At 65.0% G+C, this 22,538-nt stretch carries 27 protein-coding genes; 19 read left to right on the forward strand and 8 right to left on the reverse strand.

What is annotated here, in order from left to right; translation table 11 throughout:
- Positions 1–8: 8 nt before the first annotated feature.
- The 4 genes from arsB to AC5P6S_RS02215 form a co-directional block, all read right to left on the reverse strand.
- Entirely contained in the window at positions 9–1,046 is a 1,038-nt protein-coding gene (gene arsB, locus AC5P6S_RS02200) for an ACR3 family arsenite efflux transporter (protein WP_495204482.1), read from the reverse strand.
- Between the two features lie 55 nt (positions 1,047–1,101).
- Entirely contained in the window at positions 1,102–1,599 is a 498-nt protein-coding gene (locus tag AC5P6S_RS02205; protein WP_041104366.1) for an arsenate reductase ArsC, read from the reverse strand.
- A gap of 4 nt (positions 1,600–1,603) precedes the next feature.
- On the reverse strand, positions 1,604–1,927 hold the full coding sequence (locus AC5P6S_RS02210; RefSeq protein WP_032958199.1) for an ArsR/SmtB family transcription factor: 324 nt from the start codon (positions 1,925–1,927) through the stop codon (positions 1,604–1,606).
- A gap of 195 nt (positions 1,928–2,122) precedes the next feature.
- Complete coding sequence (locus AC5P6S_RS02215) at positions 2,123–2,461, reverse strand: hypothetical protein (RefSeq protein WP_495204447.1); 339 nt, start codon at positions 2,459–2,461, stop codon at positions 2,123–2,125.
- Between AC5P6S_RS02215 and tnpA the strand changes: the two genes are divergently transcribed.
- The 3 genes from tnpA to tnpC all read left to right on the forward strand — a co-directional run bounded on the left by tnpA (position 2,454) and on the right by tnpC (position 4,805).
- Positions 2,454–2,849, forward strand: coding sequence for an IS66-like element accessory protein TnpA (tnpA, locus tag AC5P6S_RS02220; protein ID WP_006217728.1), 396 nt, complete (start codon positions 2,454–2,456; stop codon positions 2,847–2,849). The two genes, AC5P6S_RS02215 and tnpA, sit on opposite strands and share 8 nt — an antisense overlap.
- Positions 2,846–3,178: an IS66 family insertion sequence element accessory protein TnpB gene (gene tnpB, locus AC5P6S_RS02225; protein ID WP_003121550.1), complete on the forward strand. Its 333-nt coding sequence runs from the start codon at positions 2,846–2,848 to the stop codon at positions 3,176–3,178. The genes tnpA and tnpB overlap by 4 nt, the downstream gene beginning before the upstream one ends.
- Positions 3,179–3,254: 76 nt before the next feature.
- A complete protein-coding gene (tnpC, locus tag AC5P6S_RS02230; RefSeq protein ID WP_031757192.1) occupies positions 3,255–4,805 on the forward strand; it encodes an IS66 family transposase in 1,551 nt (516 codons plus the stop codon).
- A 22-nt stretch (positions 4,806–4,827) separates the two neighbouring features.
- Here tnpC and cadR read toward each other — a convergent pair whose 3' ends face one another.
- Complete coding sequence (gene cadR / locus AC5P6S_RS02235) at positions 4,828–5,247, reverse strand: Cd(II)/Pb(II)-responsive transcriptional regulator (protein WP_010791743.1); 420 nt, start codon at positions 5,245–5,247, stop codon at positions 4,828–4,830.
- 55 nt (positions 5,248–5,302) lie between these two features.
- Here cadR and AC5P6S_RS02240 point away from each other — a divergent pair, with 55 nt between their 5' ends.
- Positions 5,303–6,403 carry a cation efflux transmembrane domain-containing protein gene (locus AC5P6S_RS02240; protein ID WP_077446928.1) on the forward strand — a complete coding sequence of 367 codons (1,101 nt, stop codon included), beginning with the start codon at positions 5,303–5,305 and terminating at the stop codon, positions 6,401–6,403.
- 54 nt (positions 6,404–6,457) lie between these two features.
- Here AC5P6S_RS02240 and AC5P6S_RS02245 read toward each other — a convergent pair whose 3' ends face one another.
- A complete protein-coding gene (locus AC5P6S_RS02245) occupies positions 6,458–6,661 on the reverse strand; it encodes a hypothetical protein (protein WP_495204448.1) in 204 nt (67 codons plus the stop codon).
- On the reverse strand, positions 6,658–7,314 hold the full coding sequence (locus AC5P6S_RS02250; protein ID WP_495204449.1) for a DUF1889 family protein: 657 nt from the start codon (positions 7,312–7,314) through the stop codon (positions 6,658–6,660). The genes AC5P6S_RS02245 and AC5P6S_RS02250 overlap by 4 nt, the downstream gene beginning before the upstream one ends.
- A 515-nt stretch (positions 7,315–7,829) precedes the next feature.
- Here AC5P6S_RS02250 and AC5P6S_RS02255 point away from each other — a divergent pair.
- From AC5P6S_RS02255 to AC5P6S_RS02285, 7 genes are all read left to right on the forward strand, one after another.
- Positions 7,830–8,591, forward strand: a complete 762-nt coding sequence (locus tag AC5P6S_RS02255; protein ID WP_257671843.1) for a hypothetical protein — start codon at positions 7,830–7,832, stop codon at positions 8,589–8,591.
- Between the two features lie 110 nt (positions 8,592–8,701).
- Positions 8,702–8,920, forward strand: coding sequence for an AlpA family transcriptional regulator (locus AC5P6S_RS02260; protein ID WP_009461157.1), 219 nt, complete (start codon positions 8,702–8,704; stop codon positions 8,918–8,920).
- Between the two features lie 41 nt (positions 8,921–8,961).
- Positions 8,962–9,828, forward strand: a complete 867-nt coding sequence (locus tag AC5P6S_RS02265) for a ParA family protein (protein ID WP_257671844.1) — start codon at positions 8,962–8,964, stop codon at positions 9,826–9,828.
- Positions 9,812–10,060: a type II toxin-antitoxin system HicA family toxin gene (locus AC5P6S_RS02270; protein WP_257671845.1), complete on the forward strand. Its 249-nt coding sequence runs from the start codon at positions 9,812–9,814 to the stop codon at positions 10,058–10,060. Before AC5P6S_RS02265 ends, AC5P6S_RS02270 begins: the two co-directional genes overlap by 17 nt.
- Positions 10,053–11,690 (forward strand): ParB family protein, encoded by a 1,638-nt coding sequence (locus AC5P6S_RS02275; protein ID WP_032963678.1) that lies wholly within the window; start codon positions 10,053–10,055, stop codon positions 11,688–11,690. Before AC5P6S_RS02270 ends, AC5P6S_RS02275 begins: the two co-directional genes overlap by 8 nt.
- 17 nt (positions 11,691–11,707) lie before the next feature.
- A complete protein-coding gene (locus tag AC5P6S_RS02280; RefSeq protein ID WP_029578160.1) occupies positions 11,708–12,268 on the forward strand; it encodes a DUF2857 domain-containing protein in 561 nt (186 codons plus the stop codon).
- A 3-nt stretch (positions 12,269–12,271) separates the two neighbouring features.
- The gene (locus AC5P6S_RS02285; RefSeq protein WP_134552249.1) at positions 12,272–13,465 is read left to right on the forward strand and encodes an STY4528 family pathogenicity island replication protein; all 1,194 of its coding nucleotides are present in this window, start codon (positions 12,272–12,274) and stop codon (positions 13,463–13,465) included.
- 51 nt (positions 13,466–13,516) lie between these two features.
- Here AC5P6S_RS02285 and AC5P6S_RS02290 read toward each other — a convergent pair whose 3' ends face one another.
- Positions 13,517–14,734 carry a phospholipase D family protein gene (locus tag AC5P6S_RS02290; RefSeq protein WP_150084313.1) on the reverse strand — a complete coding sequence of 406 codons (1,218 nt, stop codon included), beginning with the start codon at positions 14,732–14,734 and terminating at the stop codon, positions 13,517–13,519.
- A 237-nt stretch (positions 14,735–14,971) separates the two neighbouring features.
- On the opposite strand from AC5P6S_RS02290, the gene AC5P6S_RS02295 reads away from it, so the two are divergent.
- The 8 genes from AC5P6S_RS02295 to AC5P6S_RS02330 all read left to right on the forward strand — a co-directional run bounded on the left by AC5P6S_RS02295 (position 14,972) and on the right by AC5P6S_RS02330 (position 22,478).
- Positions 14,972–15,760, forward strand: a complete 789-nt coding sequence (locus AC5P6S_RS02295) for a PFL_4669 family integrating conjugative element protein (protein WP_320524265.1) — start codon at positions 14,972–14,974, stop codon at positions 15,758–15,760.
- Positions 15,757–16,305: a DUF3158 family protein gene (locus tag AC5P6S_RS02300; protein ID WP_124136598.1), complete on the forward strand. Its 549-nt coding sequence runs from the start codon at positions 15,757–15,759 to the stop codon at positions 16,303–16,305. The genes AC5P6S_RS02295 and AC5P6S_RS02300 overlap by 4 nt, the downstream gene beginning before the upstream one ends.
- A complete protein-coding gene (locus tag AC5P6S_RS02305; protein WP_134553408.1) occupies positions 16,302–16,682 on the forward strand; it encodes a single-stranded DNA-binding protein in 381 nt (126 codons plus the stop codon). Before AC5P6S_RS02300 ends, AC5P6S_RS02305 begins: the two co-directional genes overlap by 4 nt.
- Before the next feature lie 294 nt (positions 16,683–16,976).
- A complete protein-coding gene (locus AC5P6S_RS02310; RefSeq protein WP_320524264.1) occupies positions 16,977–18,992 on the forward strand; it encodes a DNA topoisomerase III in 2,016 nt (671 codons plus the stop codon).
- A gap of 776 nt (positions 18,993–19,768) precedes the next feature.
- Positions 19,769–20,005, forward strand: coding sequence for a hypothetical protein (locus AC5P6S_RS02315; RefSeq protein ID WP_033955549.1), 237 nt, complete (start codon positions 19,769–19,771; stop codon positions 20,003–20,005).
- A gap of 25 nt (positions 20,006–20,030) precedes the next feature.
- Entirely contained in the window at positions 20,031–20,423 is a 393-nt protein-coding gene (locus AC5P6S_RS02320) for a hypothetical protein (RefSeq protein ID WP_003141051.1), read from the forward strand.
- A 250-nt stretch (positions 20,424–20,673) separates the two neighbouring features.
- Positions 20,674–21,390 (forward strand): DUF5983 family protein, encoded by a 717-nt coding sequence (locus AC5P6S_RS02325; RefSeq protein WP_495204450.1) that lies wholly within the window; start codon positions 20,674–20,676, stop codon positions 21,388–21,390.
- A gap of 290 nt (positions 21,391–21,680) precedes the next feature.
- Entirely contained in the window at positions 21,681–22,478 is a 798-nt protein-coding gene (locus AC5P6S_RS02330) for a GTPase (protein WP_257671748.1), read from the forward strand.
- The last annotated feature ends 60 nt before the right edge of the window (positions 22,479–22,538 follow it).

Raw genomic sequence — 22,538 nt, forward strand, 5'->3', positions numbered from 1 at the left:
TGTCGTGGTTATCGGGTTGATGGGTTCGGGTCGCCTTCGTACCAGCCGCGAGACCGGTTGACGACACGCACGACCAGCAGCATGACGGGCACTTCGATCAGCACGCCGACCACGGTGGCCAGCGCTGCGCCTGACTGGAAGCCGAACAGGCTGATAGCTGCCGCCACGGCCAGCTCGAAGAAGTTGGACGCGCCGATCAGTGCCGAAGGACAGGCGATGTTGTGCTTCTCACCCACCTTGCGATTGAGCCAGTAGGCCAGCCCGGAGTTGAAGAACACCTGGATGAGGATCGGCACGGCCAGCATGGCGATGACCAGCGGCTGCTGCAGGATGGCCTGGCCCTGGAAGGCGAACAACAGCACCAGCGTGAGCAGCAGTGCCGCGATGGACAGTGGGCCGATACGCTCCAGGGCGCGATCGAACGCGGCCTGGCCTCGCAGCAGCAAGGCGCGACGCCAGACCTGCGCGAGGATGACGGGGATGACGATGTAGAGCGCCACCGACACCAGCAGCGTATCCCACGGCACGGTGATGGCCGACAGGCCCAGCAGCAGACCGACGATGGGGGCAAAGGCGAACACCATGATGGTGTCGTTCAGCGCCACCTGCGACAGCGTGAACACCGGATCGCCGCCCGTGAGCCGGCTCCAGACGAAGACCATGGCCGTGCAGGGCGCGGCGGCCAGCAGTATCAGGCCGGCGACATAGCTGTCGAGCTGGTCGGCGGGCAGCGCATCGGCGAAGACGTGGCGGATGAAGACCCACGCCAGCAGCGCCATTGAGAACGGCTTGACCGCCCAATTGATGAACAGCGTGACGCCGATGCCACGCCAGTGCTGCTTGACCTGGCCCAGCGCGCCGAAGTCCACCTTGAGCAGCATGGGAATGATCATGACCCAGATCAGCAGGCCCACCGGCAGGTTGACCTGGGCCACTTCCATATGGCCGATGGCCTGGAACACGCCGGACGCGAATTGGCCCAGCGCAATGCCAACAACGATGCACAGGAGAACCCACACCGTCAGATAGCGTTCGAACACGCTCATGGTCGGGGTGGCCGGCATGGAGCGGGCCGTTTCAGTCGCTGCGGTCATGGGCGCCTCACTGCTTGCCGATGTCGCGCAGTTCGTGCTGCAAGGACATGGCGTCCAGGCGCTGCAGCGGCAGCGACAGGAACAGCTCGATGCGGCGGCGCAGGGTCAATGCGGCGTCCTTGAAGGCCTTGACTTGTTGCTCTTCGGAGCCTTCGACCGCTGCGGGATCGGGCACGCCCCAATGAGCGGACACCGGCTTGCCTGGCCAGAGCGGGCACGCCTCGCCGGCGGCGTTGTCGCAGACGGTGAAGATGAAATCGAATACCGGAGCGCCTGGTGCCACGAACTCGTCCCAGCTCTTGCTGCGGTAGCCTGCCGTCGGCATGTGCAGCCGCTCCAGCGTAGCGAGTGCCAGCGGATGCACCTCTCCCTTGGGGTGGCTGCCCGCCGAGTACGCGTGAAAGCGCCCCTTGCCCAGTCCGTTGAGGATGCCTTCGGCGAGGATCGAACGGGCCGAGTTGCCCGTGCAGATGAACAGTGCGTTGTAGGTGGTGTCGGTGGTCATGGCATCAGCAGTCGCAGTGGGAGGATTCGGTGACCTCGCACACGCCGCCCTGGCAGCAGTGTTCGGTCAGGTAGCCGAGCAGTCCGTTCATCTGGAAAAAGTCGGCGCGATAGATGAGGTTGCGGCCCTGCTGCTCGATGGTGACGAGGCCGGCATGGGCCAGCTCCTTCAGGTGAAAGGACAGCGTGTTGCGGGCCACGTCCAGTTGCTCGGCCAGCACGCTGGGCGTCCGCCCTTCGGGGCCGGCGATGACCAGGGCGCGGAACACGCGCAGGCGCTGGGCATGGGCCAGGGCACTCAGGGCGCAAACGGCTTGATCTTCTTTCATAGTTCGATATTACAACATTTATTGAATTAATGAGCAAATGCAAGGCAAACCGCCCAGCGTCTCGGCGTTCCACCGCCGGGTTCGCGGGCCGCGCCCCGCGCTTCGTGCTGAATCGCAGCCATTCGGCATTGACCCCGCCCGCAATGGAACGCTTGCCGCTCTATGACTTGCCGGCGAATCGATGACATTCGCCCGTCATTCTTTGTTGATCTGAAAGAAGACCCGTACCGTCTGGCGTGATGCCTCATCGTTGCCCGTCGAGGCGGCATCGCCGCGCCCGGTGCCACCCGAACCGCGTCTGCTGAAAGACCATCGGCGTCCGACATGCGGGTGATGCATTCCCTGGGCACCGTAGGCCAAGGCCACTTCATGGATACGTTGAGCTTGTGCCCGGAACCTTGCCAAAGCGTTTCGAGCCTCTACCTCGACGCCAGCGACATGAGCAGCAAGTTCGATGGTCACCTGTTCGTAAGCGTCCGGCAATCCCATCTTGAGATAGACCCAGTGTCGAGGCATCGTGTGCACGATGAACATCACGCACACTATGGCGAACGACACGATCGCCCAGCGCCCCAAGCGGCACTACTACTCCCCGGAACTTAAAGGCCAGATCGTGGCCGAATGCCAGGTCTCCGGCGCGTCAGTGGCCGGCGTAGCGCTTGCACACGGAATCAACGCCAACATCGTTCATCGCTGGATGCGCGAGCAAGCAGACTCCCTGTTGCCAGCGCCCCGGAATGAGTTCGTTGCGCTGAATCTGCCTCCACCAGTTGAACAGCTCCCAGCAACCGAGACCAGCTCGCCGCCCGTGTCGCGTGCGATTCGCGTTGATGTTCGGCGCAGCGCCAGCGTAGTCACCGTGAACTGGCCCCTGGAAGATGCAGCGTCATGTGCAGCGTGGCTGCGCGACTGGCTCCGATGATCCGCATTGATGCGCTGTGGCTCTCCACCGAGCCGCTGGACATGCGAGCAGGCACCGAGACGGCGCTCGCCCGGGTAGTGGCTGTCTTTGGCGCAGCGCGCCCACACCACGCCTATCTGTTCGCCAATCGACGAGCCAACCGCATGAAGGTGCTGGTGCACGACGGCATCGGTGTCTGGCTGGCGGCCCGGCGCCTGAATAGCGGCAAGTTCGTCTGGCCGCGCGATGCCGCCACCACCGCCACACTCAGCCGAACGCAGTTCGATGCGCTCGTGCTGGGCCTGCCCTGGAAGAACGTCGGCGAGGCTGGAGTCATCACTGTACTTTGAGTGCTCCGGTCGTTGGCCAGGCAATCAGCGCTTGCACCGATGCGCGAATGTGATGTTAGCCGCATCATCTTCTCCCGTGATCACCGCAGACCACCTTGACACCCTGGAGCCGCAGCAGATGCGAGCGGCCCTGCTGTCGTTGATGGGTGAGCTGGCCGAGCGAGACGGCGTGATCGCACGCCAGGGCCAAGAGGCGGTCTTCAAGCAGGCGCAGATCGACAAGCTCACGCACGAGAACGCACTGCTCAAGCGCATGAAGTTCGCCGCACAGTCGGAGCGCTTCAGCGCCGAGCAGAAGAGCCTGCTCGATGAATCGCTGGATGAGGACCTGCAGGCGGTGGCCGATGAGATCGAGCAGGCCACGCCGCCAGTGGCAGGCCGCCAAGACAAGCAAGTCCCCAAACGCGCACCCCTGCCGGCCAACCTGTCGCGGCGCGAGATCCGCCACGAGCCCGAGTCCACCACCTGCGCCTGCGGTTGCCAGATGAAGCGCATCGGCGAGGACGTGGCCGAGAAGCTGGACTACGCGCCCGGCGTGTTCACGGTGGAGCGCCACATCCGGGGCAAGTGGGCCTGTGCCCAGTGCGAGACGATTCACCAGGTGCCTGTCGATCCTCACATCATCGACAAAGGCATCCCTACCACTGGGCTACTGGCGCAAGTGCTGGTGGCCAAGTACGCCGACCACCTGCCGCTGTACCGCCAGGAAGCGATCTTCGGCCGCGCCGGCCTAGCCATCCCCCGCTCCACGCTGGCGCAATGGGTGGGCTCGTGTGGCGTGCAGTTGCAGCCACTGGTTGACGCCATGAGGACAGAGCTGCTGCAGCGCCGCGTGCTGCATGCCGACGAGACGCCGGTGTCCATGCTCAAGCCGGGCAACGGCAAGGCGCACCGGGCGTACCTATGGGCCTATGCCACGGGCGCCTTCGAGAACATCAAGGCGGTCGTCTACGACTTCTGCGAATCGCGCTCGGGCGAACACGCCCGGCGCTTCCTGGGCGACTGGAGAGGCAGCCTCACCTGTGACGACTTCAGCGGCTACAAGGCCTTGATCGCAAGTGGTGTGACCGAGGTCGGCTGCCTGGCGCACGCGCGGCGCAAGTTCTTCGATTTGCACGCGGCGAACCAAAGCCAGATCGCCGAGGTCGCGCTGCAGCAGTTCGCGCGGGTCTACGAGATCGAGCGTGAGGTCAAGGAGATTGCGACCGATCAGCGCCAAACCATCCGGCAACAACAAACGAAGCCGCTGCTTGATGCCTTGCACCAGTGGATGGTGCTGCAACGCCAGAAGGTGCCGGAAGGCTCGGCAAGCGCCAAAGCGCTGGACTACAGCTTGCGGCGCTGGGAGGCTTTGACCCGGTTCGTCGATGACGGACAGCTGCCCGTGGACAACAACTGGATCGAGAACCAGATTCGGCCGATTGCCATTGGCCGCAACAACTGGCTCTTTGCGGGCAGCCTACGAGCTGGTCAGAGGGCAGCAGCCGTCATGACGCTCATCCAGTCAGCACGACTCAATGGGCATGATCCCTATGCGTATCTCAAGGACGTTTTGGCTCGCTTGCCGACGCAACGGGTTAGCCTGGTTCACGAGTTGCTACCGCATCGTTGGTTCGCACCGAGCTGAATGTCGTTATTTGAGGCTCCGCTCAGCGAACGGTTGGCCAGCTTGCCCCAGTGGCGCTGCGCAGCGATTCAAGTGCACCGCAATCGCCAACGCATACCCCTCCCGCACAGGTACTGCGGATGGCACGCAGTTGCTTGCGCAGCGCCTGCAACTCGGCGATTCGCTGCTCTACCAAGCGCATTTGATCGTCTAGCAAGGCATTGACCTCGTCGCAGGACATGGCGGGGTCGTCCTGCAACTGCAGCAGAGCCCGGATATCGTCGTGCGACATGTCCAGCGAGCGGCACCGAACGATGAAGGCCAACCTGTCGACATGCTGTTGGCCATATTGCCGATAGTTGTTGGCGGCCCGCAGGGGCGCCTGCAGAAGGCCCTCTGCTTCATAAAAGCGCACCGCGGGAACGGAGCACCCTGCCAATGACGATAGTTCACCGATTTTCATATTTGCCTACCTACCGCTTGACTCTACAGCTACTTGAGGGTTTCTAATACGGGACATGAGTACATGTCAAAGCAGTAGCTGCTCGAGCAGTTGCAATTCGCAGACGGTCGACGAGGCCCCAAGCGCCATTGCTTCCGTGGAGAGCACATTTTCAGTTCCGGGAATGGACTGCCCCTCCGAGGAGAACCTCATTCGCATGGCGCTGGGTGGTCTGACCGGGGTTGGGCCGATGACCTTCGATCTGGCCCATCGGCAGCTCCGGGTGGTGCACTCGGGCGAGCCCGCCAGGATCGCCCAGAAGCTGACGCCCCTGAACTTGGGTGCGGTTCTGCTGACAAGCGAGAGGCGCACCGAAGGCGGGCAGTGGAAGACGCGTTTCTCCGTGCCGAAGATGGATTGCCCGTCGGAGGAGAATCTCATTCGGATGGCGCTGGCCGATGCGTCGGCTGTTGCGGCACTGGACTTCGATCTGAAGGACCGTGTACTCACCGTGCAGCATGGGGGAAGTACGCAAGAGCTGCTGGGCCGTCTCATCCCTCTCAACCTCGGCGCGCAAGTGTTGGACAGCGTGCAAAGCGACGAGTCTACGGCCCCAGACGCAGAGGGGAATGCCTCTGAGGCTCGGACCTTAAAGCTGCTGCTCGCTATCAACGGTGCGATGTTTGTCTTTGAGTTGATCGTTGGCCTGATCGCCCAGTCCACAGGTCTCATAGCGGACTCGCTTGACATGTTCGCCGATGCGGCGGTCTACGGACTGGCGCTCTATGCGGTGGGCCGCGCCGCCGCCTTGAAGATGAAGGCAGCGCACATCGCTGGTTGGTTGCAAGTCGTGCTTGCGCTTGGCGCGCTTTTGGAGGTCGTTCGGCGGGCAGTTGTGGGAAGTGAGCCGGCGTCCATGCTCATGATGAGTATCGGGCTGGTCGCATTGATCGCCAACGTCACCTGCCTGGTGCTGATCGCCAAGAAGCGGGATCGGGGCGCCCACATGACGGCAAGCTACATTTTTTCTGCGAATGATGTGATCGCAAACGCGGGGGTGATAGTCGCTGGTGTTTTGGTCGCTTGGACGGGCTCCTCGTACCCTGACCTCGTGATTGGCGCAGTCATTGCGCTGATAGTGCTCAGCGGTGCCCGGCGCATCCTGAACCTCCGATAGCCAATCTAGCGGCATCCCACACCGATGCCTAGCCAAGGTGGGATGGCCGGCCGCTTACACCTGTTCTGCCATCAGAACTATCAGATCGGAGCCGGCCTCGGCTGCCGCAAGCAAGGCAAGCCCGGCGTTGGCATCGTGTGCTACCGCTGTTTCGCGCGTGATGTCACGGATGACGTCAAGGACGGTGCATGTATCCACGCACAACACAGGCGCGTTTAAAGCAGCCAAGTCGTCAATGACTGAAGTATTCAGGCTCATGTATGCGACTGGTCATACTGTTCAAGCAGTCCGAGTGCGAATTCATAGTCGATGGCCAAGTCCTGCGCCCGCCCTGCGGACCAGGCCTCCACCTCGACAAGCCACCGTGCCAATTGGTCACTATCCAGTCGTTTCGATGCACGGTGCGCAGCAATCAGGAACGCGTACCAGCGCTCCCTGTCCATGGGATGGGCCGCACCTGTGGATTTATTGGCGAGCCGCGAGAAGCGCCGCAGGGCTGCTGCCGGTTCGGCATCCAGCCAATCCTCAAGAGTCTGGTTGGGAGAGGTCAGTTCGACGCCGAAACCGCCGGCCCGGGACGCCGGTTCCGCGACTTGGGCGACGAAGTCGCGAAGAATCGCGTTGTACTTGTCAATACAAAGCTCACCGACGTTTCGCGGCACGATATTGGAAACCTTGTAGCCATCAGGCTCTTGCCACAGCACCAGAGCCGATTCATCGACGTCGTCGAATGCAGATCGTACAAGCACGATCACATCGTCGTCGCCCAAGTGTTGCTTGAGGTCTTCTTCCCGCTCAGCGTCGTGACGCCAAGAGCCACCAACCTGCGCGAGGATGCCATTGCGCATTGCGGTTGCTGTCTTGCCCCTGAGGTGAAGATGCTGGAAGACCGTGATCGGCTTTTCTGTCATGTCGGTTGCCCGCAATAGAACTGTTGATGTTCTGAGACTTGTCGGTGAATCGATGGCATTCGCCTGTCATTCTTTCTTGATCTGAACGAAGACCCGTGCCGTCTGGCTCGAAGCCTCATCGTTGCCCGTCGAGACGGCGTCGCCGCGCCTGGTGCCACCCGAACCGCGTCTGCTGAAAGACCCTCGGCGTCTGACATGCGGGTGATGCCCAGACTTGAAAGCACGTAGACCGAATGCGTCTTTCGCCGCGATGGCATCTGTAGCAAAACCTCACCACCAAGCCTCCCCGCCTCGGGCGAGAAACATCTTGAAGCATACCGCCACGCAGAGGCTCGGTGTTGGTGGACAAGGTGCCACATCGACTGGTTGCTGGGGTGAGCATTGCAGCCATTCGCCGTCACTACAACCTTTCCACAGGCCAAGTCGCCACCGCTCCGCGCCGCGAAGGTGTGGATGGCGTCGACCAGACCACGAGAAAAGCCGATGTCCTGAACCCGTTCACCAGGGAGTAGCCCATGAGAAAGTCATCTTCTTCCGGCGCCCAAGCCAAGGTCTTCTATCGTCCGATCGAGGCGGCCATCCAGTGGGCGGGACTGTCACGCTTCGAGCGCCGTATCCTTGATATTGCCGAAGGGATGAACCGGCTGCCGGAGCACGCTGCGCTGGCGCGCTGGCCACAGCTTCGCCTGAACGCGGAACGGATCTACGACGCACTGGTGCATCTCGACCTTCCCTACGGCAAGGATGGCCTCACGAGCAACGATCCCGCCTTGCTCGATGATCCTGGCCTCACGATCCGCCACGTCGATCTGAAGACTTGGATGATCCGTTTCTATCCCGACCAGCGACCGGCATTCCTGTTCGATGCCTTCGAGCGTCACCTGCATCCGGCCGTCAGTGTCGATGCCGTGCAGGCACTGGTCATGGATCGCGAGGCGTTGAAGCTCCAGCTTGCCGACAAGGTGCAGGCCTGGGACGCGCTCTATGAGCAGTTCCAGACGCTCAGCCAGGAGCACCAGGCGCGCACGGAGCGCGAGAAGCGATCCGGGATGCCGGGCGCCCGCAGTGAATCCACCTACCTGAACATCGTTGGCGGTCTTCTGACCCTGCTGTTGGGCAAGTCACCCAATGGCGTTCCCTATTCGTCTTTCGAGACGCTGGAATCGGTCATCAATGCGCTGGTTGCCCATTACGGCGACAAATCCGGAATCAGCGAGCGAACGCTGTGGGCGAAGTTTTCGGCAGCCAAGCGTCATCTCGCTACCCAGGACCGCTGACTGCAAGTGCAGACGGCGTGTCTGCACTTGCGGTGACCGCGCGGGAACCGCGCTATTGAATACGGGGCACTTCCATCACCGCCGCTACACAGCGCCAAGGAGTGTCCCTCGTGACTGCCCAGACCATCGCCACCGCGACGCCGAACGAACACCGCATCCTGCGCCGCGCGGAAGTCGAGGCCAAGACCGGCTTCAAACGCGCCCACATCTACAACCTGATCAAGGAGGGCAAGTTTCCTAAGCCCCTGCGCCTCGGGGTACGCGCCATCGGATGGGATTCGGTGGAGATCGATCAGTGGATCACCGATCGACTCAGGGAACGGGCATGAGCCCGCGCTCCCCCGGAATCCCTTCCACGAGGAGTCGCACCATGCAGGTGGTATCCATCATTTCGACCAAGGGTGGCGTCGGCAAGACGACCACCGCAGCGAACCTGGGCGGTTTCATCGCCGATGCGGGACTGCGCGTGCTGCTGCTGGACTTGGACGTACAGCCCACCTTGTCGAGCTACTTCACGCTCAGCACGCGTGCGCCTGCCGGCATCTACGAGATGCTGGCCTTCAACGAGCAGCGCATCGAGCAATTGGCTTCGCAGACTGCTGTGGCGGGTCTCGACCTGGTGGTGTCGAACGACCACCGCGGCGAACTGAACACACTGTTGCTGCACGCGCCCGACGGTCGGCTGCGTCTGCGTCACCTGCTCCCCGCGCTGGCGTCGCACTACGACCTGCTGCTGATCGATACCCAGGGCGCGCGCAGTGTGCTGCTGGAGATGGCAGTACTGGCCTCCAATCTGGCGCTGTCACCGGTGACGCCGGAAATCCTGGCGGCGCGTGAACTGAGGCGCGGCACGCTGCAGCTGATAGAGGACATCGCTCCGTATCGGCACCTCGGCATCGAGCCACCGCCGCTGCGCTTGCTCATCAACCGTGTGCATCCGGTTTCGTCGAACGCCCGACTGATCCAGCAGGCCCTGCGACAAGTGTTCCAGGCGCACGCTGGCATACAGGTCCTGAACACCGACGTTCCGGCCATTGAAGCCTACCCACGTGCCGCAACACGGGGGCTGCCAGTGCATCGCGTCGAGTACCGGCAACCAGTGGGCCGTACTGCGCCTGCGGCGTTGGAGACGATGCGTGCGCTGGCTGGCGAGCTGTTCCCGGCATGGCGGGAGCGCTTTGCATGCGTTTCCGGCAGAGGCCGCGCAGGGGGAGCCAGTCATGGCGAACGCGCATGAACTGGCCCGCGGCCATGCGCGGCTGCGCGCGCTGATCGAGTTCGCGCTGGACGAAGGTTGGCACGTGAAACGCACGCGCGGCGGGCACCTGATGTTCACCAAGCCCGGCTGCGCCGTGATCTATACCAGCTCGACTGCGAGCGATCACCGCGCTAGTCGAAACGCACGCGCGCAGCTTCGCCGCGCCGATCGACAGGCACTGACGGCATCTCGGGAGAGCAGCGATGGCTGATCCGACGCCGCAGGACATGGCCACCAAGCTGCTGGCCAAGGGCTTCGAACGCAACGGTCCTTCGGCCGCGGCGTTGACCGACCCCATCGCCGACACACCGATGGTGGTGACACTGGACGAGCTGCGCCCCTATGAACATGACCCACGCGTGACGCGCAACCCGGCCTACGAGGAAATCAAGACCTCGATCCGCGAGCGCGGGCTGGACGCACCGCCCGCGATCACGCGCCGGCCGGGCGAGGCGCACTACATCATCAGGAACGGTGGCAATACGCGGCTGGCGATCCTGCGCGAATTGTGGAGCGAAACCAAGGAAGAACGCTTCTTCCGCATCGCGTGCCTGTTCCGCCCGTGGCCGGCGCGCGGCGAAATCGTGGCGCTGACCGGGCATCTGGCCGAGAACGAGCTGCGTGGCGGGCTGACCTTCATCGAGCGGGCGTTGGGCATCGAGAAGGCGCGCGAGTTCTACGAGCAGGAAAGCGGCCAGGCACTGTCGCAGAGCGAACTCGCGCGGCGGCTGACTGCCGACGGTTATCCGGTGCCGCAGTCGCACATCAGCCGCATGAACGATGCGGTGCGCTACCTGCTGCCGGCGATCCCGACGCTGTTGTACGGCGGACTGGGCCGGCATCAGGTGGACCGGCTCGCGGTGCTGCGCAAGGCGTGCGAGCGCACCTGGGAGCGGCGTGCGCTGGGCCGCACCGTGGCCGTGGACTTCGCCACCTTGTTTCAGGACGTGCTGACGCAGTTCGACACACAACCGGACGACTTCTCGCCACAGCGGGTGCAGGACGAACTGGTGGGCCAGATGGCCGAGCTGCTGGAGGCGGACTACGACACGCTGGCGCTGGAGATCGACGACAGCGAAAGCCGCCAGCGTGCGCTGACCAGCGAACCGGCGCCTGTCGTGCCTGCTGCTCCTTCCGCACCGGTCTCCGCGCCTCAGCAGCCACCCGTGTCGTCCGGTCCGCGCGACACCACGCCGGTCTCGCCTGCGGCGTCAGCAGCGCCACCGCCTGCATCGCCCGAAGCGCCGCAGGACCAGCACGGACAACGCGACGAGCGCCTGCAAGGGCACATCGTGACACCGGCACCGACCACCGAGCGCCTGCAGTCCATCCAGCGGATGGTCGCCGACCAGCTCGGCGACAAGCTGCCCGACTTCGAGGCCGATGCGCTGCGTGCGATCCCCGTGCAGGCGGGCGGGCTCTATCCCATCTCGGACGTCTGGTACATCGAGCCGAGCTTGGACGTGCCGGATCGCCTGCGTGTGCACATCGCGCAGTTCGCGCGCGAAATCGGCGAGGAAGCGGCGGTCGCCGACCACATCGAGGCCAGCGTCGGCGGCATCGGCTTCGTCTGCGCGGCGCCGGTTGTGGGCCAGGCGAAGGCGCTGCCGGCGTTCGCGCGGGCGGTGCTGACCCTGCTGCATGTGCTGAGTGCGGCGCCGCCCTCCGCGAACGGAGTGGACCGCGCGCGGCTGGCCGACGAGCTGGCTGCGCTGCTGCATGGCCATGGCGGCTCGGCTACACGCCTGAGCGATGCTGCGCTGGTGAAGCTGTTCCGTCTGCTGCGCCTGGCGCGCCGGCTGCTGGATCTGGAAGCCGGCGTAGCGAGCCAGGATTCCTGAGCGCAGGAGGCTTCCGCATGTCGGCACCGCACCCACTCAACCAAGCCGTGATCGCCCAGGCCCTGCATGACTTGCGCAACGGCCAGTTGCGCCGCTGCAAGGCCATGGGCTTCGGCGAGGAAGAGCTGGATGCGCTGAAGCACCCCGAACTCGTGAGCATGCTGGTGAATGCCACGGTATCGTGGTGTTCGGTGTCGGTGAACCGGGATGTGTTGAAGCGGCTGCTGAGCCAGATGCACGACGTGGAGCGGGAGATCGCCACGGTGGACCGCATGCTGCGCCTGGGAGCGAGCACGGAGATGGTCAGCAAGTTCTACGGCCTCACGCATCAGGAAGTGGCGCTGCGCCGCGACATCCTTGGGCTGCCCAAGCGCAAGGGCCGGCATCCGGTGCTCGACGAGGCACAGGACGTGACCTTGTGGGAGCGCTGGAAGGCCGGCGTCACCGAGCGCCATATCGCCCTGTCCGACGACATGGCGATGCTGGCGCTGACCATGGACCTGGCCGAGGCGTTGAGCCTGCCGATGTCGGTGGTGTGGGCGGCGATACGGAACTGGATCGACCAGGGGCTGGTGTAGGCCATGACCACGGGCGGCGCACCACGGCGCGAAGGCCCCGTTGCGCTGTCCGCGCTCTTCGACGAGGCCCTGCAGCACCTGCAGCCAGCGCAGGGAACGGCGCCGGCCGCCGACGGTTTCCTCTACAGCGGCAACCGGCACGAGAGCGTGCCGCGCGCGCTGTTCCTCGACCGGCGCCTGACGCCGCTGGAGCGCAATGCCTGGCAGGTGTTCCGCCTGCAGCTCAACGACGACGGCGTGACCGCCTTTCCCACCTACGACCAACTCCGCCCCTATCTGGCGTCCATGCCCTGTGCGGCGCAAGCCTCGCACGAGACCGTGGCGCGCGCCTTGACGCTGCTGCGGCTGACGCGCTGGCTCAGCCTGGTGCGGCGGCGGCGCGATCCCAAGACCGGCCGCATCCAGGGGAACCTCTACGTGCTGCACGACGAACCGCTGTCGCCCTTCGAGGCGATGCAGCTCGACCCCGACTATCTGGGCCTGGTGAGCCAAGCGCTCACGCACGCGGCGAAGGCGGTGCAGGTCGTGGGCATGAACACGCTGCGGGAGATCGCTGAAGACCCGCTGCTCAGCGGGCGCACGCTGCCGACCCGCTTGCAGGTGCTCGCGCAGCGCATGGTGCGGCATGGCTGGACGACGCCAGGTTATCCACAGGAGGGTGCGGACCACGAATCCGAAGAAGGCCAGGAAGCCCTGCTTCGGAATGGCGCACGCCCGTCTTCGGAATCCGAAGCAGGGCCGAAACCCGCGCCGGACGGCTCTCTTCGGATTCCGAAGGAGGACCGTACAGTACGTAATGATCGTATAAATGAAGTACGTACAGTACCGCGCGCGAGGGCCTTGCAGAACCTGCGGCTGCCGGAGCGTTTCCTGCGCTTGAAGGACGAACAGCAGGCCGGCGCGCTGGTGGCGCTGCAGCAGGTGGACGAAGCGCAGCGGCAGGCCGTTCTCGACGAGTGGGCGGCACGCTGCCACAACAGCGCGGTGCGCAACCCGGCCGGCTACCTGTTCGGCATCATCCAGAAGGCGATCCGCGGAGAGTTCAAGGCGTGGGCGGGCACCGACGCAGCAGCGCCGCTCGCGCCGCGAGCTGCGGGGCCCGCGTCATCGTCGTCGCCTTCGGCCTCCCGCCCAGCCGACCCCGAGGTGGCGCGCGCCTACCTCGCACGGCTGCGTTCAGCCTTGCGCGATCCCTGAGCTATCCCCAGGGGATAGACGGAACAGGTCGCCTTCCGTGGGGTGATCCGGTCAGGTCGCGGCTTCGTCTTCTTCCGTTTCCCGCCAATAGGCGTAGTTGAACAGTGCATCCAGCTCCGTGAAGTCGTCCAGGCCCAACGATCGTCTGACCGTATCGGCATGCCCGCAGTACCTTGCGTAGCTTTCCGCACTGACGTTCTGCTTGGTTGGATGCAGTGGGTAGTCCCGGATGCCGGCGAGCGCCAGTCCCGACACCGCGTTCTGGTTCATCACGGCGAACCGCTTGTTGTCCAGCGCGTGCAGAATCTCAGTCAGCAGGTTGATGCCTGCTCCGGTGATGGCGCCGAAATGTCCATGTAGAACGGTAAACGCTTCGGCAGGCGAGAGGTTGCGCCGGTCAAGGATGTCCGCCACTGCGGCCACGAACTGCCCTGGGTGGTTGGCGATCCGGCTCTTGCTGCGGTGCAGCCCGCCGGAATGGAACAGGCCGATCAGCGCGTCGTAGTTACTCGGAAAGTCCCGCCTGGCATTGCTGCTCAGGGCCGCCAGCTCTGCCAGCCTGCGCCTTGCCTGGCGCAGGTTTCCCTTGCGGCCGTTCTTCTGCGCAGTGAATCCATGCGCTGAATCGTCGCTTTTCATCAGCTCCAGGAGGTCGGCCAGGATCGTGAAGTCCGACCCCTTGGTTCGGCTCGCCTTCTGGGCGCGCTTCTTGGCCACCTTCCGGCAAGTGTCGTGGATGATGTATTCCCGCTCGTAGGCATCAATCCGGGGCTTGGTCGCTGGCACGAGAATCCTGTCCGCGACCAGCGCATCGAGGTGTCGCGTGACAGATGCCATCAGCGCGCCGCTCGCGTCGTCGATGAGGGCCGATGCCTCGTAGTTTCCGTAGAAGCCTCCGTGGGTGAGGTTGGCCGAGCCGACGATCACCGAGCATTGCTTGCCATTCTGGAAGGCGTAGATCTTCGGGTGGAAGGTGTCGCTGGCGTTGCTGAGGTACAGGACGAGCGCGTGCTTCTCGGCGAGCGCAAAGAGCTGTCGGAGTGCTTCGGGTTCGGTCAGGTAGAAGTCCAGACCTATCGCAAACCTGGCCTTCAATCCGCTTTCCAGCGCCTTGCGCAAGGGCTTCAACAAGTCGCCGAGGGCCGAGGTCTTCGCGAACGCCACCAGGCATTCCAGGCGTTCCGCCCGCTTCAGCAGCTTCTCGACCACGTGGCCGTGCCCGTGCTCTTCCTCGTTCAACAGCAACTGAACGGCTTTCCCATCCTGCATGTTTTCCCCTCGTTCTTCTGCGCAGCAACCCCAGGTGCGATGCGCCCCCAGTCATTGTCATGGTTCAAGCCCCGACATCAAGCATTGGTGGCTCAAGACCTATCCCCAGGGGATAGCCGGCACACACAGCCTTCCGTGCGGAACAAACCGGGCGCGCATGGGCTGCGGTTTGTTGACTGACGGCCTTCCGGCCGATGCCGATGCTGGCGACTCGCCCCTTCACCGCGAGTCGCTCCCATGGCCAACGAACGCACACAACCCCTGCAACTGAATCTCGGATCGCTGCGCAGCGCGATGTCGCTGACGCTGCACACGCACCACGCCTCGCGCATCTGGCACGGCCGCGCGCCGACCGAGGGGCGCCCAGGCATCATCGGTCTCAACGGCTTCATCGGCGCCATGAACAAGATGAAGCGCGGCGCCGAGCAGGACGACCCCTACTCGGACTGGTGGATGCTGCGGATCGAGGACAAGCTCGCCGACACCAAGACCCGTCTGCAGACCCTGCGCGAACAGGTGGATCAGGCCTTGGCCGACGTGCCAGCGGCGCTGTCCCTGGGCGAGAACATGAACATGCAGCCGGTTAAGCTGCCGCTGTTCGTGAACGCCCAGCTCGGCTTCATGGCGGTGTACCTGCTGGCCGACTACGACGACCTGGCACGCAAACTCATCCTGGCGCACCACACGGCGCTGATCGACCGCAGCACCTTGGAGCGCTGGCTCAATGATGGTGCGCACGCGCTGCGCAGCCTGTTCTCACTGGCCCAGCAGTACCGCTACTCGGGCACGACGCGCGACGACTTCGCGGCGAAGAACGCCGCGGCGCGAGCGGCGCTGGAGAAGTTCGGCGAGCTGCCGCAGGACGTGCTGGAAGGCACGCGCCGCTCGCGTTTCGCGCCACCCATCGCGCGGCGGACGACCAAGCCCGGCACGCCGCCTGCTGCGCCCGCCATCAAGCCCGATACGCCGGCTCCCACGGGTGGCGCAGCCGATGGTGCGACGGGCAATGAGGGTGCTGGCGCATGACAGCATCGCCCCCCATCAGCCACTCCACGCGCTTCGTGGCGCTGGAACAGGCGGACTTCCAGCGGCTGGAACACGCAGGCTACCTAAAAGGCCTTTTACAGCCCTTTAAGGGTAAGGGGAGTCTGGAGACCTGGGCCAGCCAGTGCGCAGCGCTGCGCGACGGCGTGATTGGCCTGGCGCAGCGGCGCGTGCTGCCCCAGGCGCGCGCCTATCCCTTCAGCCTGCTCGACGTGCAACTGGCCCAGCAGGCCACTGGCGCAGGGACGACCTTCCTGCGCTGGCGCAACCTCGACCGTTCCTCCATGGGCGTGGCGTTGTGGGAGGCCCTGCTGGCCAACCCCGCGACGCCGGCCTCGCTGATCGACGAGCTGTACGCGATCGAACTGCAGCGCATCGTGCTGAACATGCAGATCAGCCTGACCCACAGCATCGCTCGCCAAGCCCTGGAATGCGCCAACAAGGCCGCGCAGGCCGAAGCGGCTTACCTGCGGCGCGTCCACGGGCATACCGCGTCCGTTCCACCCACCACCAAGGAGTCACCATGAGCACGCACTTCGTCGGCGAGGGCAACATCGGTTCTGCGCCGGACTACCGCGAATTTCCGAACGGCAACGACGAGCCGCGCCGGCTGCTGCGCCTGAACGTCTACTTCGACAATCCAGTGCCGACGAAGGACGGCTACGAAGACCGCGGCGGCTATTGGGCGCCCGTGGAGCTGTGGCACCGCGACGCCGAGCACTGGAAGACGCTGTACCAGAAAGGCATGCGGGTGCTGGTCGAGGGCCGCACCGTGCGCGACGAATGGGAGGACGCCGACGAGAACGAGCGCGTGACTTTCAAGGTCGAGGCGCGGCGCGTGGGCATCCTGCCGTACCGCATCGAGTCGGTGGCGCTCAGCGCCAAGCCGGCCGGCGGACAGTAATTCGCCCATCGCCGTTCCCCCGAGGGCGGCTGTAGCAACCGTCATACGCCCGCGATGCACCAGCGAGCTATCCCCAGGGGATAGTTCCAAGGTCGTCCACAGCGTCCCAGCCGCGCTCCCGAAACGACGCTCTTGCTGTGCCAGCTCCTGCGGTCTATGCGCACCGCTGCGGCAACGGACCGCCTGCCGATCACAAAGCGGTGTCTGCACCAATCAGCTTCCTTGCTGACGGTATCTCCTGGCCCCGCCAAGCTGACGCCCATCCGATGAACCGCACATTTCCAAGGAGGCTTCATGCGCGTGTTCCTGTGCGAGAAGCCGTCCCAGGGCAAGGACATCGCCCGTGTGCTGGGTGCCAGTCAACGCGGTAATGGCTGCTACAGCGGCGCGGGTGTCGTCGTGACCTGGTGCATCGGTCATCTGGTGGAGGCGGTTCCACCCGAAGGCTACGGTGAGCAATACAAGCGCTGGGCCATCGAGCAACTGCCCATTCTTCCTGAGCGTTGGCGTGTCGAGCCCAAGGCGGCGACCGCAGCGCAATTCAAGATCGTGCAGCAGCTCGTCGCCAAGGCGGGCGAGCTGGTGATTGCGACCGACGCCGACCGCGAGGGCGAGATGATCGCCCGTGAGATCATCGAGCTATGCGGCTACTGCGGGCCGATTCAGCGTCTGTGGCTGTCGGCGCTCAACGATGCGTCCATCCGCAAGGCGCTGGGTGCGCTCAAGCCGTCCGCCGAGACGCTGCCGCTGTACTACTCGGCCCTGGCCCGCTCGCGTGCCGACTGGCTGATCGGCATGAACCTGAGCCGGCTGTTTACGCTTCTAGGTCGGCAGGCCGGCTACACCGGCGTGCTGTCGGTGGGGCGCGTGCAGACGCCGACGCTGAAGTTGGTGGTGGATCGTGATCGCGAGATCGCGCGCTTCGTCTCTGTGCCGTATTGGGCCGTGGACGTGCTGCTATCCCATGCCGGCCGGTCCTTCACCGCGAGCTGGATACCGCCCGAAGGCAGCACGGATGCAGCGGGTCGCTGCCTTCAGCAGCCGGTGGCGCAGCAGGCTGCGGATTGCATTCGCGCCGCACGCGATGCGCAGGTCGTGTCAGTGGACACCGAGCGCGTGCGCGAGGCACCGCCGCTGCCGTTCGACCTGGGCACGCTGCAGGAGGTGTGCTCCAAGCAGTTGGGCCTCGACGTGCAGGAGACGCTGGACATTGCCCAGGCGCTGTACGAGACGCACAAGGCGACAACGTACCCGCGCTCCGATTCGGGCTACCTGCCCGAGAGCATGCTGGCCGAGGTGCCGACCGTACTCGACAGCCTGGTCAAGACCGACCCCAGCCTGCGGCCGCTGATCGAGCGCCTGGATCGCCAACAGCGTTCGCGTGCGTGGAACGACGGCAAGGTATCGGCTCACCACGGCATCATCCCGACGCTGGAGCCCGCCAACCTGTCGGCCATGAACGAGAAGGAGCTGGCCGCCTACCGGCTGATCCGCGCCCATTACCTCGCGCAGCTCCTCCCGCACCATGAGTTCGACCGGACGGTGGCGCAGTTCTCGTGCGGCAGTCAGTCGCTGGTGGCCGTGGGCAAGCAGATCGCCGTCATCGGCTGGCGTGAGGTGCTGGCGACGCCGGGGCCGGACGATGCCGGTGGCGAGGATGCGCAGCGCAGCCAGGTGCTGCCCGCCCTGCATGCGGGCCTGTCCTGCCCGGTCGGAAAGGTGGATCTCAAGGCGCTGAAGACGCTGCCGCCCAAACCCTACACGCAGGGCGAGCTGATCAAGGCCATGAAGACCGTCGCCAAGTTCGTGACCGACCCGCGCCTGAAACAGAAGCTGCGAGATACCACCGGCATCGGCACCGAGGCGACACGCGCCAACATCATCAACGGTCTGATCGGTCGCGGCTACCTGGTCAAGAAAGGCCGCGCCGTCCGCGCTTCCGACGCGGCATTCACGCTCATCGACGCGGTGCCCTCGGCCATCGCCGACCCCGGCACCACGGCGGTGTGGGAGCAGGCGCTCGACATGATCGAGGCCGGCCAGATGGCGCTGGACACCTTCATCGAGAAGCAGTCCGTGTGGGTCGGCCAGCTCGTGCAGCAGTATCGCGGCGCAACGCTCTCGCTCAAGCTGCCGCCGGCGCCGGCCTGCCCGCAGTGCGGCGCACCGATGCAGCAGCGCACGGGCAAGAGCGGCGCGTTCTGGTCCTGCTCGCGCTACCCGGACTGCAAGGGCACGTTGCCGATCGAGTCCCCGACGGGCCGGCGCAGCGCACCGCGCAAGCGGCGCGCTGCCTCCAAGGTGTCCTGATCCTCGCTTCCCCCTGCCGCGCCGGCCACTTCACTGGCGGCGAGGCAAACGTCCCGCACCGCGCGGGACTCCAAAGCGCGCGTCTCCTTCTGCAACGGTGTGCGCGCCCCGTCTGCCCGCCATCGGGCGACGGGCGAGAAGGTCATTGCTCCACGAATCGCGCCCGCCGCCATTCCCTTGATCGGTGTGCCTTGCCTCCGTCATGAGGGGCTTCCTGACGCCTTGCCGCCGCGCGAGCCGTGAGGAGGCCCCTTGGGCTGAGGGTATTCCGTGCCGGTGCCCGCCGGCGGAACAACGGGCTCCCTTTGTGCGCGTATGCGTGCCAAAGGTTTCCGGCCCCAGCCACGAAACGGGCCGGGTGCGATTGCTGACGCAGCGAACGGCTTTGACGACGGCCCGCGCTGACGCAGCCCACAGGTGGTTTTCCTTCCTCTCCAGCCGAAGGTCCGCGTGGCCTTCGGCGCCCTGGTCCTTGCCTTGTCCCGTGACGCGGGCCTGCCTAAAGCGGGCCGTCCGCGATTCGGTTTTCCCTGCGACGACAGCCATGCTGCGCGCCCATCCTCACGCCATGCGTTGCTGACAGTCGTCAGCGGCATGCCCTGGCAGTCCCGGTCTTCAAGACTGCAACGCGGTTCGCCGCGTTGACCGATCCAGTCCGCCTCGCATCGCCCACCGCGGACGCTCGCCGGCCTGGCGACGATGCACTTTTCTCAACCACCCGAGGGGAACCCATCCCCTGCGGGATGCGTGCTCCCCGACCCACCAAGGAGCACGGCATGTCTGAACCTTCCGCATCTTCCTCTGCAACCGCAGTGCGCAGTGGTGCGCTAGCGCTGGCCTGGACCCGCAAGCGTTTGCCGCTACAGGTGCTGCGCAGCGCGGCCGGCCACTACATCGGCACGCAAGACGACGAAGGCCCGGTATCGCGGGAGTCCGTCGAGTATTTCCCGAACCACCTCGCAGCACAGCGCGCCCTGGATACCCATGCCTGGACACAGCGCGCTCACCCCTGATTCCCACCCTTCAAGGAGTTCTCTCATGAATCTGTCTTTACCCGAAGACGTGCTCGATCAGATGGCGCTGGAACAGGCGCACTTCGACGCTGCACCGCAGGCCTTCTTCGAGGCCTGGAAGCGCGGCGCGCAGATCGCCGGCCACGAGTGGTTCGGCGACGGCACACGCGAAGGTCTGCAGCGTGCCACCACCAAGTGGGACCTGCGGCCCAACATGCTGATGCTCAACGACGCCCTGGGCGTGCTGAGCAGCGGTCAACGCATGTTCCTGTCCGCGATGGTGAGCTTCTACAACTCCCGCGAGGGCGGCGCGATGCTCAAGCGTTGCGGCTTCGAGGGGCTGTCCGACTTCGGCGGCCTCGATCTGGAACGGCGCCAGGTCATCGCTGACCTCACGCTGCACTACAACGGCTGGTGAGCCGCGCCTGGCAACCCACCGTCCATTCATCCCACCCCACGAGGGACATGCGTCCCCGTTCGGGGCCATGTCCCTCCTTCTTTTCGCAGGAGCGGCCATGTCCCGAATCACCATCTTCCACTGACCTGCACCGCCCGCCACCAGGGCGGCCCGACGCCGCGGCCGGCTGACCGGCTGCCACTTCATCCACTCGCTGGGGTTCAATCCCCGGCAGGGGATTGCCTCGGCCATCCTCTGCTGGAGGAATCCCATGTCTCATTCCAAAAACCCCTTCGTCCGAGGCTACGATGGCCTGTCCGTGCAGCGGCTGTTGGCGATTTCCTACGACGACGACTGCCCGCTGAGCTATCTGCCGCTGCACGTCTCGCAGTCGCACCTGCTGGACAGCCAGGTCGAGCGCCATGCCTGCGTCTTCTGCGACGACTTCGCGCTGATCACGGAAGGCCAGAACGTGCCGCCCGAGCTGGACGCGCAGTGTCCCAGCCACGGCATCGCCCGAAGCCTCGTCTACGCCGTCATGGCCGAAGAAGCCGGCCAACCGCTGCACGTCGGCGATACCTACTCCGAGGAAGCCGCGCGCGAGGTGGTGCGGCGCCTGCGCTTCGAGACCGGCTTCTACAGCCGTGCCTGGGAGATCAGTTCAGCGCACATCACCGAGGAGGCCGGCCGCTTCCTCGCCGAACTGGCGGACGTCGCTACGCCGAGCGGCTTTCTGTTCGTCGCCTTCCGCATTCCCTACAGCCTGGCGGTCGGCGTGAAGCTGATCGCCCCCCCCTGGACGGATGCGAACCTGCAGCATGTCGAGGGCATCACTGCCGAAGAGCTGCGGCAGGAGCACCGGGCCAAGGGCGTGCCGGAGTCCCTCGTGGAGGTGTTGCACCTGGCTGCGCGCGCCGACGTGCGGCTGCTGATCTTCGATGCCGACGCGCCCGTGCTGGACGGACTGACGCTCTACGACGACGAGTAACCCGCAACCCATTCGAGCCCCCACGTCGGGGCTCTTCTTTTTCGCGGAACGCGGTGCCGGCGCATTGCCGATTCCCAACGGACGGCCGCAGCCATGTGCCGCACGCTGGCCGCATGTTCGCTGGCGTTGCCGGCAGCATGCCCAGGCAGTCGAGACCTTCGAGACTGTGGCGCGGTTCGCCGTGCTGGTTGCTTCGTTCTCCGGGCGCCCCCGCGTCCATCCACCTCACCCTCAAGGGATCGACCTCCCTTGAGGGAGGGAGTCCCTTGGTTGCCACAAGGAGTCTCCCCATGGATACCCAAGCCATCCGCGCACAGATGCCGACGCTCGTCGTCGGTCATGTGCCTTCCAACGTCCGTTCGTTCAAGTTCAACATCTTCGACGGCCAGCCCAAGGTTTCGACGCTGGGCTTTCACATCGACCCGAAGCCTTTCGAGGGCAAGGTCATCGCCACCACCGACGAGGCCATCATAGTCAAGACGGCACGGGCCGAGTTCGCGGTGCTTGATCGCACCCTCGTGACCGAAGTGCCCGACGAGGGCGCCAAGGTGCAGGTCGAACCCTATGTCAGACGCCGCTTCGACGGTCAGCGGGCGGACACGCCCGAGGAGCAGACCGAGTTCACCGCCGACGGCCAGCCCTACACGGTGAAGCGGTTCGTGCTCGGGTCTGCACCGGCGAAGCTGCCGATTCCCGAGCCGCGCTGCCCGGAGCTGCAGGAGTTGGTCGACCAACTTGAACAGTTGCCCGCTCCCGATGGTTTCCGGCGCATCACCCACATGCTGGTGGATGCCGGTGCGCGGGACATCACCTGGGTCGATCCGCTGCCCGCCGACATCATCCGCACGCCACCGGCCATCGGCTTCACCGTCGACACGATGAAGTTCCAGGGTCGCGTCACCGTGCTGTATGAGCGTGGCCTCGACCTCTACGCGGTGGAGCTGCGCCGCGACGGCGAGCTGGTCGAACGGGTCGATGAGGTGTTCTTCGACACCCTCGGCGAGACGCTGGAACGGCTGATTGACGACGGGAGCTGGAGGCGCATCCGCGTGCAGTGCCTGTCGAGTCGCAAGGCTGTCCGGCACTGACCTCTCAGCAGCTTCCCGCCCTCGCGGCGGGAAGCTTCTTTTCCTGCCCCCTGGAGATCA

This window comes from Stenotrophomonas sp. YJH_SMC_119 (assembly GCF_059368315.1).